This is a genomic window from Xanthomonas hawaiiensis, assembly GCF_031834635.1.
In the GTDB taxonomy this organism is placed as follows: Bacteria; Pseudomonadota; Gammaproteobacteria; order Xanthomonadales; family Xanthomonadaceae; genus Xanthomonas_A; species Xanthomonas_A sacchari.
The window spans coordinates 2,144,178-2,158,285 of record NZ_CP115873.1 but is presented as its reverse complement, the minus strand read 5'-3'; the positions used below and the strand labels follow the sequence as shown (position 1 = coordinate 2,158,285).

Genomic DNA, 14,108 nt, shown 5'->3' with positions numbered 1-14,108 from the left:
GTGGGGAATCGGGAATGGGGAATAGGTAAAGCGGTTTGCGGGCGTGGAATTTATCCAGGGAAAGGGAATTGTCAGGAAACCGCTCTTGCGATTCCCCATTCCCGATTCCCCACTCCCAGCCCTAAACCATAAATTGCTCGCTCAAGATCCGCTCCTCCAGATTGTGTTCCGGGTCGAACAGCAAAGTGACCAGGCGGTCGCGGGATTCGCGGATGGTGACTTCGACCACGTCGCGGGTCTCGTGCGAGTCGGCGGTGACGCTGACCGGGCGCTTGTACGGGTCCAGCACGCGGAAGCGCACTTCGATGTCGGCCTTGAGGATCGCGCCGCGCCAGCGCCGCGGCCGGTACGGGGCGATCGGGGTCAGCGCCAGGGTGTGCGAGCCCAGCGGCAGGATCGGTCCGTGCGCGGAGGAATTGTAGGCGGTGCTGCCGGCCGGGGTGGACACCAGCACGCCGTCGCAGATCAGTTCGTCGACGCGGGTCTGGCCGTTGAGGTCGATGCTGACGTGCGCAGCCTGGCGGGTCTGCCGCAGCAGCGAGACCTCGTTGTAGGCCAGCGAACCGGTGGTGGCGCCGGATTCGGTCTGCGCGAGCATTTCCAACGGCCGCAGCTTGGCCGGTTCGGCCAGGGCCAGGCGCGCGACCAGGTCGTCGTCGCGGAACTGGTTCATCAGGAAACCGACCGTGCCCAGCTTCATGCCGAACACCGGCTTGCCCAGGCTGCCGTGGCGATGCAGGGTCTGCAGCATGAAGCCGTCGCCGCCGAGCGCGCACAGCACGTCGGCGTCGGCCGGCTCGCAGTCGCCGTAGCGTGTCACCAAGTGTTCGCGCGCGTGCTGCGCCTCCGGCGCGACGCTGGCGAGGAAACAGATGCGGGGCGAGGACGGCAGGACGGAAGCATTCATGGCCCCGATCATACCCGGGGCGCCATGACTGGCGCGCGGCGGCGAACCGGCGACACATTTGCAGGGAGGATTGAGGTCGCGGCGATGGCGCTGTCTGCGCTCGTCGCGCAGGGGGCATGCGCCTGCGCTGCGCTTGCGATCGGCCCCAGCGCCAGAACGCTTCCGCAGTCCCGGCGATTGCCGTCCGGCCTGCGACCGGGCCTCGTCGCGCGGTCCAGCCTATCTGCCGGACAGATAATCGTCGCGCGCGGTGTGCGCGGCCTGCGCCTGCATCGCCTGGCGCACCGATGCCGGCACCAGCGGGCTCAGATGCTTCCGCACCTGCTGCGCCAGCTCCACGGACCGGATCTCGCCCATGCCCTCCTGCTTGCGCGCATCGGCCAGGCACAGCCAATACCACGCGCGCGCCAGGTCCCGGCAGGCGTCCGGGCCGCAGGCCTGGATCCAGGACAGTTCGGGCTCCCAGCCGGCACCCGAGCACCAGCCGGGACGGCTCCATTCGGCCAGCAGCGCGGCGTGGTCCGGCGTGGCGCCCACGCCCAGAAAACGACGGCGACCGTACTCGCGCATGGCCACGCTGCAGCCGCAGATGTCCAGCCAGGTGCGGGCATAGACCGCACGCTTCAGTGCGGCCAGCGCCGCGACCTGCTCGCCCTCGGCGTCCAGGTGCAGAAACAGCGCATAGGCGGCATCGCCAACGGATGCCCTGGACAGTGCGCGCAAGCGTCTCAGGTCGCCCTGCCGCGCCTGTTGCCGTGCCTGTTCCAGCCGCACCTCCAGCGGGGGCTGCCGTGCCTGGATCACGATCAACAACAGAATCACCGCGGGGATGGCCAGGTACCACATGATGCGTCTCGGAAGAACGCGCTGCAGGCGCATGCGCGCCGCATGGCGTGGATGGGATCGGCTCGGTGTGCGGAGGAATCGCCCTGCTCTGCGCAACGCGTTCGATGGCAGTAGCGCGGTCGTTGTCGATCCAGCAATGGGCGCGGACAGCAGCGTGCCCGCCAAGGGCGCATCGCCGCAGGCGCAGGCGATCCGCCAGGCGGTACCACGCGATGACGCGGTACCGCTGTTGGCCAGGCCCGCACGCGCGGGCCTGGCCATCGGCGCGATCTGTCAGACGCCGTGCGCCGCCAACTGGCCCAGGCGCTGCACCGCCACCGACACCGTCGGGTAGTCCAGGGTCTTCTGCGCGGCCAGTTCCTGCAGCATGCCCAGGGTGAAGCGCAGGCTGCTGTCGTCGCGCTGCAACCAGTGCTGCACCTTGGCCTCGGCGGTGCCGCCCGGCAGGCTCAGCGCCTGGCCGGCCAGCGCGCTGTGGTGCTTGGCCAGTTCGTCGCGCAGCACGCCGCGGGCCACCGCATGCCAGCGGCCGTTGACCTCCAGCGCGTCGATCTGCTCGAACAGCCACGGCAACTGCAGCGCCTCGCCGAGGCGGAAGTGCACCTTCGACACCTCCACCGGCTTGAGCTTGCGGGTGCGCGCCATCTCGATGATGTCGAACGCCGGCTCCAGGAAGCGCAGTTCCGACAACTGCTGCGCCAGCGCCGGCGGCAGGCCCTTGTCCTGCCATTCCTGCACCAGGGCCTCGTAGCGCGGACGCTGCGAATCGGGCAGCACGCCGGAGGCGACGCGGATGTCGTTGAACGGCTCGTAGTAGCGCTCCACCGCCGCGGTGATGCCCGGCATCGGGCCCGGGCGGAACAGCAGCCAGCGCACGAAGGCGCGCTGCAGCGTCCAGATCACCTCCAGCGCGTCGATCTGCACCGACTCGGGCACCTTCCCGTCCAGCGCGTCGATCTGCGTCCACAGCGCGCGCGCATCCAGCGTCTCGCGGCTGATGGTGTAGGCCTTGGCGACCTCGGCGATGCTGCGGCCGGTGTCTTCCTGCATGCGCATCAGGAAGGTGGCGCCCATGCGGTTGATGGTGGTGTTGGTCACCGCGGTGGCGATGATCTCGCGCTTGAGGCGGTGCCGCTCCATCGCGTCGGCGTACTTCTTCTGCAGCGGCTGCGGGAAGTAGCGCTGCAGTTCCTTGGACAGGTACGGGTCCTCGGGGATGTCCGATTCCAGCAGTTGCTGGAACGCCACCAGCTTGGAATAGGACAGCAGCACCGCCAGTTCCGGCCGGGTCAGGCCCTGGCCGCGCGCCTTGCGCGCGGAGATCTCCGCGTCCGAGGGCAGGTATTCGATCTGCCGGTCGAGCAGGCCCTGCGCCTCCAGGGTGCGGATGAAGTGCTGCTTGGAGCCCAGGCGGGTGACGCTCATCCGCTCCATCAGGCTCAGCGCCTGGTTCTGGCGGATGTTGTCCCACAGCACCAGCTCGGCGACCTCGTCGGTCATCGATGCCAGCAGCTTGTTGCGCGCCTCCAGGGTCAGCTTCTTGGCCTGCACCACGTCGTTGAGCAGGATCTTGATGTTGACCTCGTGGTCGGAGGTGTCCACGCCGGCCGAGTTGTCGATGAAGTCGGTGTTGAGCAGCACGCCGACCTGCGCGGCCTCGATGCGGCCGAGCTGGGTGAGGCCGAGGTTGCCGCCCTCGCCCACGACCTTGCAGCGCAGCTCGCCGCCGTTGACGCGCAGACCGTTGTTGGCGCGGTCGCCGACGTCGCCGTGGGTTTCGCTGGCGGCCTTGACGTAGGTGCCGATGCCGCCGTTCCAGAACAGGTCCACCGGCGCCTTGAGGATGGCGTTCATCAGGTCGTTCGGCGAAAGCTGCTTGACGCCCGGCTCCAGGCCCAGCGCCTCGCGCACCGGCGCGCTGATCTCGATCGACTTGAGCGTGCGTGGGTAGATGCCGCCGCCGGCGCTGATCAGCCTGGCGTCGTAGTCGGCCCAGCTGGAGCGCGGCAGCTTGAACAGGCGCTCGCGCTCGGCGAAGGACGCCGCGGCATCCGGGTTCGGGTCGAGGAAGATGTGGCGGTGGTCGAACGCGGCCAGCAGGCGGATGTGGCGCGACAGCAGCATGCCGTTGCCGAACACGTCGCCGGACATGTCGCCGATGCCCACGCAGGTGAAGTCCTCGTTCTGGCAATCGCGGCCCAGCGCGCGGAAGTGGCGCTTGACCGACTCCCAGGCGCCGCGCGCGGTGATGCCCATGCCCTTGTGGTCGTAGCCGACCGAGCCGCCGGAGGCGAACGCGTCGCCCAGCCAGAAGCCGTGGTCCAGCGCCAAGCCGTTGGCGATGTCGGAGAAGGTGGCCGTGCCCTTGTCGGCGGCGACCACCAGGTACGGATCGTCCTGGTCGTGGCGCACTACCTGCGGCGGCGGCACGATCTTGCCGCCGACGATGTTGTCGGTGATGTCCAGCAGGCCCTGGATGAACAGCTTGTAGCAGGCGATGCCCTCGGCCAGCACCGCGTCGCGATCGCCGCCGACCGGCGGGCGCTTGCAGAAGAAGCCGCCCTTGGCGCCGACCGGCACGATCACCGTGTTCTTGACCATCTGCGCCTTGACCAGGCCCAGCACCTCGGTGCGGAAATCCTCGCGCCGGTCGGACCAGCGCAGGCCGCCGCGCGCCACTGCGCCGAAGCGCAGGTGCACGCCCTCCACGCGCGGGCCGTACACGAAGATCTCGCGGTAAGGACGCGGCTTGGGCAGGTCCGGCACCTTGGCCGAATCCAGCTTGAAGCTGATGCAGTGGCCCAGCCCGCCGTCGGCCGTGCGCTGATAGTGGCTGGTGCGCAGGGTCGCCTCGATCACGCCCTTGAAGCTGCGCAGGATGCGGTCCTCATCGAGGCTGGCGACCTGGTCGAACAGCTTCAGCAGCGCGGCCGACACCGCCTCCAGCTGCGCCTCGCGATTGCCGCTGCGCGCATCGATCACCGGCTGCAATGCCTTCAGCGCAGCCTCGTCGCCGTTGGCCAGCAGGCGCAGTTGCGCCGACAGCGCGGCCTGGCCCTCGGCGATCTGCGCCTTGCTCTCGCTGCCGGTGGCCGGATCGAAGCGCGCCTCGAACAGCTCCACCAGCAGTCGCGCCAGCAGCGGATAGCGGTTGCAGGTTTCTTCCACGTAGGCCTGCGAGAACGGCACGCCGGTCTGCAGCAGGTACTTGCAGTAACCGCGCAGCACCGCAACCTGGCGCCAGCTCAGGCTGGCGCCGACGATCAGGCGGTTGAAGCCGTCGTTCTCGGCGTCGCCGCGCCAGATCCGCACGAAGGCCTCGCACAGCGGCGCGTCGGCGGCTTCCACGTCGATGCTGCCGGCCAGCGGCTCGACCTCGAAGTCCTGGATCGACAGCGGCGTGCCGTCGACCACCAGCCGGTACGGGCGTTCGGAGATCACCCGCAGGCCCAGGTTCTCCATCATCGGCAGCACGTCCGACAGCGGCAGGTCGTCGTGCTGGCGGTACAGCTTCAGGCGCAGGCTGTCGGCGCCGTCGCGGCGCAGCGCCTGCAGGCTCAGGTGCAGGTCTTCCGGGCCGCGCAGCGCGGCCAGGCGCTCGACGTCGCGCGCGGCGATCTGCGCGGTCGACTCCTCGATGTAGCCGGCCGGCAGCGCGCGGCCGTAGCCGGCGGCCAGGCGCAGGCCATCGCGTTCGCCACGGCTGGCCACCAGCGCCTCGCGCAGGTCGTCGTGCCAGTTGCGCAGCAGGTGCGCCAGGCGCGATTCCAGTTCGGTGGTGTCGAACTCCAGCGCCTCGCCGGGCTTGGGCCGCACGATCATGTGCAACTGCGCCAGCGGCGATTCGCCCAGCACCACGTTGGAATCGATGTACTCGCCGTGCAGCGCGTCCTTCAGCAACGCCTCGATGCGCAGGCGCACGTCGGTGTTGAAGCGCTCGCGCGGGATGTACACCAGCGCGGAAATGAAGCGGCCGTACTTGTCGCGGCGCAGGAACAGGCGGCTGCGCACCCGCTCCTGCAGGCCGAGGATGCCCATCGCGGTGCGGTACAGTTCTTCCTCGTTGGACTGGAACAGCTCTTCGCGCGGCAGCGTCTCCAGGATGTGGCGCAGCGCCTTGCCGCTGTGGCTGCTCGGGGTCAGCTCGGACTTGCGCATCACCGAGTCGAAGCGCTCGCGCACCAGCGGAATCTCCCACGGGCGGCGGTTGTAGGCGCTGGAGGTGAACAGGCCGAGGAAGCGCTGCTCGGCGACGATGCGGCCCTTGGCGTCGAATTCCAGCACGCCGATGTAGTCCATGTAGCCGCTGCGGTGCACCCGCGAGCGCGCATTGGTCTTGGTCAGGATCAGCGCTTCCTTGGTGCCGGACTCGCTGAGGCCGTGCGCGGCCAGCGTGCGCACCGGCCGCGCCGGCGACTTGTCCTGGCCGCGCAGCAGGCCCAGGCCGCTGTCCTCCAGCGGCGCCAGCACGTCTTCGCCGCCCTGCTTCTCCACGCGGTACTCGCGGTAGCCGAAGAAGGTGAAGTGGTCGGCCGCGGCCCAGCGCAGGAATTCCTGCGCCTCGCGCCGGCCCTTGTCGTCCACCGGCAGGCGCCGCGTGGTCAGGTCGTCGGCCAGCGCCAGCATCTTCTCGCGCATGCTGCTCCAGTCGCGCACGATGTTGCGCACCTCGCCGAGGATGCGCCGGATCGCCGCTTCCACCTGCGCCATGTCTTCCGGCGGCTGGCGGTCGATCTCCAGCGCCATCAGCGATTCCGGCTTGCCCTCGCCCACGCTTTCCAGCGTGCCGCCCTTGTCGCGCTGCATGCGCAGCACCGGGTGGCCGAGCACGTGCACGCCGATGCCCAGCTCCGCCAGCGCCATGCTCACCGAATCGACCAGGAACGGCATGTCGTCGTTGACGATCTGCAGCACCGTGTGCGACGACTCCCAGCCGTCGTCCTTCAGGGTCGGATTGAACACCCGCACGTTGACCGTGCCCGGCTTGCGCTTGCGCGCGAATTCCAGCATCGACGCGGCCAGCGCCGCCCACTCCTGCGCGGTATGGTGGGGGAACTCGTCCTCCTCCATACGTTTGTAGAACTCCTCGGCGAAGGTCTGCGCCTCGTCCTGGCGCGCGGCCGGATAGCGCTTGCGCAGCGCCGCGAACACCGGAGTCAGGCTGAAACCGCTGGCGACGGGCGCCGCGTCGATCACCTTGGCGGTGGCCGGGACGGTGGCGGCCGGCTTGGCCGGCGCCGCGGCCTTGCGCGGGGCGGCGGCCTTGGCTGCAGGCTTGGCGGCCGCCTTGCTCTTGGCAGGCGCCTTGGTCGGCTTGGTGGCGGACGGGGTCGCGGAGGTGCGGGTGGCGGCCGAGGATTTGGAACGGGAAGCGGCGTGTTTGGGTTTCATGACGGAGAGCAGCAGCGATGCTCGATGGGAAAGCGCGAATTGTACCGGTGCCTCGTTCAACTACCTTGCTGCATCGCAAACCGAGCGCGTTGCGGAGGCGACGCGCCAGATCGTGCAAAGCGGTCGCAACACCATCATCACGCGGCGGTCACCATGCTTTGCCGGCCACCCCTGCTGTCAGCAAGAACGCCCACGTGTCAAGGCTGTTCTAATTCTAAACTGGACGGTATAGTCCACAATCGATGAGCACCCCCCTCGCCTCTGCCGCACAGCGCCAGGCGCGCGACCAGCGCGTGTACGCCGCCGTGCGCGAACTGCTGGCCGAGGAAGGCATGGGCCTGAGCATGGACGCGGTGGCGGCACGCGCCGGCTGTTCCAAGCAGACCCTGTACAGCCGCTACCGCAGCAAGCAGGGCCTGCTGCGGCGGGCGATGCAGGACCACCTGGACCTGGCCACCGCGCACCTGGAGCCGGTGCAGGACGACCTGCGCGGCAGCCTGCTGCGCTTCGCCTGCGAATACCTGGAGCAGCTGTCGGAACCGCGGGTGCTGCAGAGTTGCCAGCTGATCGCCGCCGAGTCGCGGCACTTCCCCGACGAAGCGCGCGCGATGTTCCGCGACAGCGCCGGTGCGCTGATGCAGCGCCTGGGCGAGTGCCTGCGCGGCGCGATGGCCCGCGGCCAGCTGCGGCATGACGATCCGCACTTCATGGCCGAACTGCTGTTGAGCATGATCGTCGGCATGGATTTCGAGCGTCAGCGCTTCCACAGCGCGCATCGCGGCGACGCCGCCGCGCAGCGCGCCTGGGCCGAGTTCGCCGTGGACGGCTTTTTGCGCGCGTTCGCCGCCGCCCCTTTCCTTCCTTCTACAAAACCAGACCGGAGTACCACCCGATGACCTCCCCGTTGCGTTCTCTCGCCCTGGCCTGCGCCGTCGTGGTGGTGTTGGCGTCCTGCAAGAAACAGGAGCAGCAGCAGGCCATGCCGCCGCCGGAAGTGGGCGTGCTGCAGGCACAGCCGCAGACCGTGCCGCTGCAGCGCGACCTGGTCGGCCGCCTGTCCGCGTTCCGCAGCGCCGATGTGCGCGCCCGCGTGGCCGGCGTGCTGGAGAAGCGCCTGTACACCGAAGGCACCGACGTCAAGGAAGGCCAGCCGCTGTTCCAGATCGACCCGGCGCCGCTGCGGGCGACCCTGGCCTCGGCGCAGGGCCAGCTGGCCGCGGCCGAAGCCACCTACGCCAATGCCAAGGCCGCCGCCGCCCGCGCGCGCAGCCTGGCGCCGCAGGCCTACGTGTCCAAGTCCGACCTGGACAACGCCGAGGCCACCGAACGCAGCTCCGCTGCCTCGGTGCAGCAGGCCCGTGCGGCGGTGGAAACCGCGCGCATCAACCTCGGCTACGCCACCGTCACCGCGCCCATCGCCGGCCGCGCCGGCAAGCAGCAGGTCACCGAGGGCGCGCTGGTCGGCCAGGGCGACAGCACCTTGCTGACCACCATCGACCAGCTCGACCCGCTGTACGTCAACTTCTCGATGAGCGCCGACGAACTGGCGCAGCTGCGCCAGGCGCAGACCGAGGGCAACGTCGCCCTCAACGCCGAGGACAAGTCCACCGTGCAGATCAAGCTCGGCGACGGCAGCACCTATGCGCATGCCGGCACCCTGGACTTCTCCGGCGCCGCGGTCGACCCCAGCACCGGCTCGGTGACGCTGCGCGCGTTGCTGCCGAACCCGGACCGGGTGCTGCTGCCCGGTGCCTTCGTCAGCTTCGCGGCCAACCTGGGCGAGCGCAAGGACGTGTACCTGATCCCGCAGGCGGCCGTGCTGCGCGACGCCAAGGGTCCCTACGCCATGGTCGTGGGCAAGGACGGCAAGGTGGTGCGCAAGGACCTGACCACCGCCGGCCAGCAGGGCGACAAGTGGATCGTCAGCGGCGGCCTGCAGCGCGGCGACCAGGTCGTGGTCAGCGGCCTGCCCAAGGTCAAGGAAGGCGCACCGGCCGTGGCCAAGCCGTGGGATCCGAACGCCGCCGCTCAGGGCCAGGGCCAGGGTGCCGGCGCGGCGCCCGGCCAGGGCGCGCAGGGCGCCGCGGCGCCGGCCAAGGGCGCCGCCCCGGCGCAGGGCGCAGCGCACGGCGACACGCCGGACGCCGCCTCGCATTCCGACCAGCCGAAGCAGTAACGGACTCCCCCCATGCCTAAGTTCTTCATCGAACACCCGGTCTTCGCCTGGGTGGTGGCGATCCTGATCTCGCTCAGCGGCGTGATCGCCATCCTCAATCTCGGCGTCGAGTCGTATCCCTCGATCGCCCCGCCCCAGGTCACCGTCACCGCTACCTATCCCGGCGCCAGCGCCAGCACCACCGAACGCTCGGTCACCCAGGTGATCGAGCAGCAGCTGACCGGCATCGACCACCTGCTGTACTTCAGCTCGTCGTCGTCCTCCAGCGGCACCGCCACCATCACCCTGACCTTCGAGACCGGCACCGACGCGGACATCGCCCAGGTGCAGGTGCAGAACAAGGTGTCGCTGGCCACCCCGCGCCTGCCCTCGGAAGTGACCGCGCAGGGCGTGGTGGTGGCCAAGGCCAACGCCGGCTTCCTCAGCGTGATCGCGCTGCGCTCGGACAATCCGTCGATCGACCGCGACGCGCTCAACGACATCGTCGGTTCGCGCGTGCTGGAACAGATCTCGCGCGTGCCCGGCGTCGGCAGCACCCAGCAGTTCGGTGCCGAGTACGCCATGGACATCTGGCTGAACCCGGAGAAGCTGCAGGGTTACCACATGTCCGCCAACGACGTGTACACCGCGATCCGCGCGCAGAACGTGCAGTTCGCGGCCGGTTCGCTGGGTTCGGATCCGGCGCCGCAGGGCCAGTCGTTCACCGCCACGGTCAGCGCCGAGGGCCGCTTCACCTCGCCCGAGCAGTTCGAGAACATCATCCTGCGCGCCGACGGCAACGGTACCGTGGTGCGGCTGAAGGACGTGGCGCGGGTCGCGTTCGGCCCGACCAACTTCGGCTTCGACACCCAGTACAACGGCAAGCCCACCGGCGCCTTCGCCATCCAGCTGCTGCCGGGCGCCAATGCGCTGAACGTGTCGGCGGCGGTCAAGGCCAAGATGGACGAGCTGCAGCCCAGCTTCCCGCAGGGCGTCACCTGGTTCACGCCGTACGAGAGCACCACCTTCGTCAAGATCTCGATCGAGGAAGTGGTCAAGACCCTGGCCGAGGCGATCGTGCTGGTGTTCCTGGTGATGCTGGTGTTCCTGCAGAACTTCCGCGCCACCATCATCCCCACCCTGGTCATCCCGGTGGCCTTGCTCGGCACCTTCCTGGGCATGTGGGTGATCGGTTTCACCATCAACCAGCTGACCCTGTTCGCGATGGTGCTGGCGATCGGCATCGTGGTCGACGACGCGATCGTGGTGATCGAGAACGTCGAACGCATCATGTCCGAGGAGCACCTGGCGCCCAAGGCGGCCACGCACAAGGCGATGACCCAGATCACCGGCGCGGTGGTGGCGATCACCGTGGTGCTGGCGGCGGTGTTCATCCCCTCGGCGATGCAGCCGGGCGCGGCCGGCGCGATCTACAAGCAGTTCGCGATCACCATCGCCATGTCGATGGCGTTCTCGGCGTTCCTGGCGCTGAGCTTCACCCCGGCGCTGTGCGCGGCGTTCCTCAAGCCCACCCACAACGACAACCCGAACTGGGTCTACCGCACCTTCAACAAGTACTACGACAAGCTGTCGCATCGCTACGTCGGCGCGGTGGGCAACACCATCCGCCGCGCGCCGCGCTGGATGGCGGTGTTCGCGCTGCTGGTGGTGCTGTGCGGCTTCCTGTTCACGCGCATGCCGGGCAGCTTCCTGCCGGAAGAGGACCAGGGCTTCGCGCTGGCGATCGTGCAGCTGCCGCCGGGTGCGACCAAGACCCGCACCAACGAGGTGTTCGCGCAGATGCGCGGCGTGCTGCAGCAGCAGAAGGCGGTCGAAGGCATGCTGCAGGTGGCCGGCTTCAGTTTCCTGGGCCGCGGCGAGAACGTGGGCATGGGCTTCATCCGCCTCAAGCCCTGGGACGAGCGCGACATCGCCGCCGGCGACCTGATCCAGCAGTTGAACGGGATGTTCTACGGGATCAAGGACGCGCAGATCTTCGTGGTCAACCTGCCCACGGTGAACGGCCTGGGCCAGTTCGGCGGCTTCGACATGTGGCTGCAGGACCGCAGCGGCCAGGGCGAGGAAGCCCTGCTGCAGGCGCGCAACATCGTGCTCGGCAAGGCCGCGCAGCGCCAGAACGCGCTGGCCGGCGTGCGCCCGAACGGCCTGGAGAACTCGCCGCAGCTGCAGTTGAAGGTGGACCGCGTGCAGGCGCAGTCGATGGGCCTGTCGGTCAGCGACATCTACCAGTCGATCCAGCTGATGCTGGCGCCGGTGTACGTCAACGACTTCTTCTACGAAGGCCGCATCAAGCGCGTCAACATGCAGGCCGACGCGCCGTTCCGCACCGGTCCGGAGTCGCTGCGCAACTTCTACGTGCCCAGCAGTACGTCCACCGACAGCAGCGGCCTGCCGCAGATGATCCCGCTGAGCACGGTGGTGAGCTCGGAATGGAGCTACAGCTCGCCGTCGCTGAGCCGCTACAACGGCTACTCGGCGGTCAACATCGTCGGCAACCCGGCGCCGGGCGGCAGCTCCGGCCAGGCGATGAGCGCGATGGAGGACATCGTCAACAACGACCTGCCGCCGGGCTTCGGCTTCGACTGGAGCGGCATGTCGTACCAGGAAATCATCGCCGGCAATACCGCAACGCTGCTGCTGGTGCTGTCGATCGTGGTGGTGTTCCTGTGCCTGGCGGCGTTGTACGAAAGCTGGTCGATCCCGGTGTCGGTGTTGCTGGTGGTGCCGATCGGCGTGCTCGGCGCGGTGGCGTTCTCGCTGCTGCGTGGCCTGCCCAACGACATCTACTTCAAGATCGGCCTGATCACGGTGATCGGCCTGGCCGCCAAGAACGCGATCCTGATCGTCGAGTTCGCGGTGGAGCAGCGGGCGATGGGCAAGACCCTGCGCGAGGCCGCGGCCGAAGCGGCGCACCTGCGCTTCCGCCCGATCCTGATGACCTCCTTCGCCTTCATCCTCGGCGTGCTGCCGATGGCGATCTCCACCGGCGCCGGCGCCAACGCCCGCCACGCCATCGGTACCGGCGTGATCGGCGGCATGCTGTTCGCCACCGTGCTGGGCGTGCTGTTCATCCCGCTGTTCTTCGTGATGGTGCGGCGCATGCTCGGCGACAAGCTGGACGAACCGTCGAAGGAGTTCACGCAACTGCAGGAAGCCGGACTGGCGCGGCATCAGCCGGATCGCTGAGGAGCCGGGATGAGCAGCCATTCGGCTGCTGAAAAGCCGGGGATTCGGGAGTGGGGATTCGCGAATCCTCCTCTCGGACTTGATCCTTTCCCCTCGTAGAGGCAAACAAAAAGCGGCCGCAAGGCTGCTTTTTGTTGTCCGTGCATCTGGTCGGGAAGCGCGACCCAACACCCCATGCGGGCAGAGAGCTCATTGAAGGCCGAGCGCTCCTTGTGGGAGGGACTTCAGTCCCGACGCATTGCAGTCCGAACGCCACTCATTCCTTTTCAACAAAAGAAAAAGCGGCCTTGCGGCCGCTTCTCCTGATGCCTCAACCGATTCGGGAACCGGCGAATCCCCAATCCCGAATCCCGGCCTCAGCGCAACCCCGTCTCGTTGCGCGCGATCACCAGACGCTGGATCTCGCTGGTGCCCTCGTAGATCTCGGTGATCTTGGCATCGCGGAAGTAGCGCTCCAGCGGCATCTCCTTGGAATAGCCCATGCCGCCGTGGATCTGCACCGCCTGGTGGGTGATCCACATCGCTGCCTCGGAGGCGGTCAGCTTGGCCACCGAGGCCTCGGTGGTGAAGCGCTGGCCCTGCCCCTTCAACCAGGCCGCGCGCAAGGTCAGCAGCAGCGCCGCGTCCAGCTTGCACTTCATGTCGGCGATCTTGGCCTGGGTCATCTGGAACGCGCCGATCGGCGAACCGAACGCCTTGCGCTCCTTCACGTACTCCAGGGTGGCCTCGTAGGCGGCGCGGGCCAAACCGATCGCCTGCGAGGCGATGCCGATGCGGCCGGCGTCGAGCACGCTCATCGCGATCTTGAAGCCCTCGCCCGGCGTGCCGAGCACCTCGTCGGCGCTGGCCACGTAGTCCTGGAACTCGATCTCGCAGGTGGCCGAGGCGCGGATGCCCAGCTTGGGCTCGGTCTTGCCGCGGTGGAAGCCGGGCTTGTCGGTGTCGACGACGAAGGCGGTGATGCCGCGCGCGCCCTTGTCCGGCTCGCTCATCGCGAACAGCACGATGTACTTGGCGACCGGGCCGGAGGTGATCCAGCTCTTCTTGCCGTTGATGACGAAGCTGCCGTCGTCCTGGCGCACCGCGCGGCACCGCATCGCGGTGGCGTCGGAGCCGGACTGCGGCTCGGTCAGCGCGAAGGCGCCGATCTCGCGGCCCTCGGCGATGGCGCGCACGTACTTCTGCTTCTGCTCCTCGTTGCCGTTCTTGAGGATGCCGGCGCAGAACAGCGAGTTGTTGACCGACATGATGGTCGAATGCGCCGCATCGCCAGCGGCGATCTCGACCATCGCCAGCACGTAGGCGATCGGGTCCATGCCGGCGCCGCCGTATTCTTCCGGCACCTCGATGCCCATCAGCCCGTTCTCGCCCAGCAGGCGGATGTTCTCCAGCGGGAATTCGCCGGTGCGGTCGTGGTGCTCGGCGCTGGGGGCGATCCGCTCCTGGGCGATGCGCCGCGCCACGTCCTGGATCATCAATTGCTCTTCGGTAAAGCTGAAATCCACGTCGAACCCCTCCCGGGCTTGTTGGTGCGGCCATTGTAGCCGTGCCGACCATACGCCGGCGTGTGCAACTTGACCGGAACCGCCGTCCGGACCAAAA

7 protein-coding genes are annotated in these 14,108 nt (G+C 68.4%); 3 read left to right on the top strand and 4 right to left on the bottom strand.

The genetic code is table 11. The annotated features are described in order from the left end of the window. Positions 1 to 121: 121 nt before the first annotated feature. The 3 genes from PG878_RS09350 to PG878_RS09340 all read right to left on the bottom strand — a co-directional run bounded on the left by PG878_RS09350 (position 122) and on the right by PG878_RS09340 (position 7,144). A complete protein-coding gene (locus PG878_RS09350; protein WP_209031461.1) occupies positions 122 to 892 on the bottom strand; it encodes an NAD kinase in 771 nt (256 codons plus the stop codon). A gap of 234 nt (positions 893 to 1,126) precedes the next feature. Further along, positions 1,127 to 1,753, bottom strand: coding sequence for a hypothetical protein (locus tag PG878_RS09345; protein ID WP_209031460.1), 627 nt, complete (start codon positions 1,751 to 1,753; stop codon positions 1,127 to 1,129). A 273-nt stretch (positions 1,754 to 2,026) separates the two neighbouring features. Further along, positions 2,027 to 7,144 (bottom strand): NAD-glutamate dehydrogenase, encoded by a 5,118-nt coding sequence (locus PG878_RS09340; protein WP_209031298.1) that lies wholly within the window; start codon positions 7,142 to 7,144, stop codon positions 2,027 to 2,029. Positions 7,145 to 7,386: 242 nt separating this feature from the next. Between PG878_RS09340 and PG878_RS09335 the strand changes: the two genes are divergently transcribed. The 3 genes from PG878_RS09335 to PG878_RS09325 are packed head-to-tail and all read left to right on the top strand — an operon-like array spanning position 7,387 to position 12,506. Then, entirely contained in the window at positions 7,387 to 8,040 is a 654-nt protein-coding gene (locus tag PG878_RS09335) for a TetR/AcrR family transcriptional regulator (protein WP_209031297.1), read from the top strand. Further along, a complete protein-coding gene (locus tag PG878_RS09330; RefSeq protein WP_209031296.1) occupies positions 8,037 to 9,320 on the top strand; it encodes an efflux RND transporter periplasmic adaptor subunit in 1,284 nt (427 codons plus the stop codon). The genes PG878_RS09335 and PG878_RS09330 overlap by 4 nt, the downstream gene beginning before the upstream one ends. Before the next feature lie 12 nt (positions 9,321 to 9,332). Then, positions 9,333 to 12,506: a multidrug efflux RND transporter permease subunit gene (locus tag PG878_RS09325; protein ID WP_209031295.1), complete on the top strand. Its 3,174-nt coding sequence runs from the start codon at positions 9,333 to 9,335 to the stop codon at positions 12,504 to 12,506. A 356-nt stretch (positions 12,507 to 12,862) separates the two neighbouring features. Here PG878_RS09325 and PG878_RS09320 read toward each other — a convergent pair whose 3' ends face one another. After that, positions 12,863 to 14,011, bottom strand: coding sequence for an acyl-CoA dehydrogenase family protein (locus tag PG878_RS09320; RefSeq protein WP_010341462.1), 1,149 nt, complete (start codon positions 14,009 to 14,011; stop codon positions 12,863 to 12,865). Positions 14,012 to 14,108 lie beyond the last annotated feature (97 nt).

Bases quoted from the DNA above. Each gene is read 5' to 3' on its own strand.
- PG878_RS09345 (WP_209031460.1), bottom strand. From the start codon at position 1,753: ATGTGGTACCTGGCCATCCCCGCGGTGATTCTGTTGTTGATCGTGATC.
- PG878_RS09340 (WP_209031298.1), bottom strand. From the start codon at position 7,144: ATGAAACCCAAACACGCCGCTTCCCGTTCCAAATCCTCGGCCGCCACC.
- PG878_RS09335 (WP_209031297.1), top strand. From the start codon at position 7,387: ATGAGCACCCCCCTCGCCTCTGCCGCACAGCGCCAGGCGCGCGACCAG.
- PG878_RS09330 (WP_209031296.1), top strand. From the start codon at position 8,037: ATGACCTCCCCGTTGCGTTCTCTCGCCCTGGCCTGCGCCGTCGTGGTG.
- PG878_RS09325 (WP_209031295.1), top strand. From the start codon at position 9,333: ATGCCTAAGTTCTTCATCGAACACCCGGTCTTCGCCTGGGTGGTGGCG.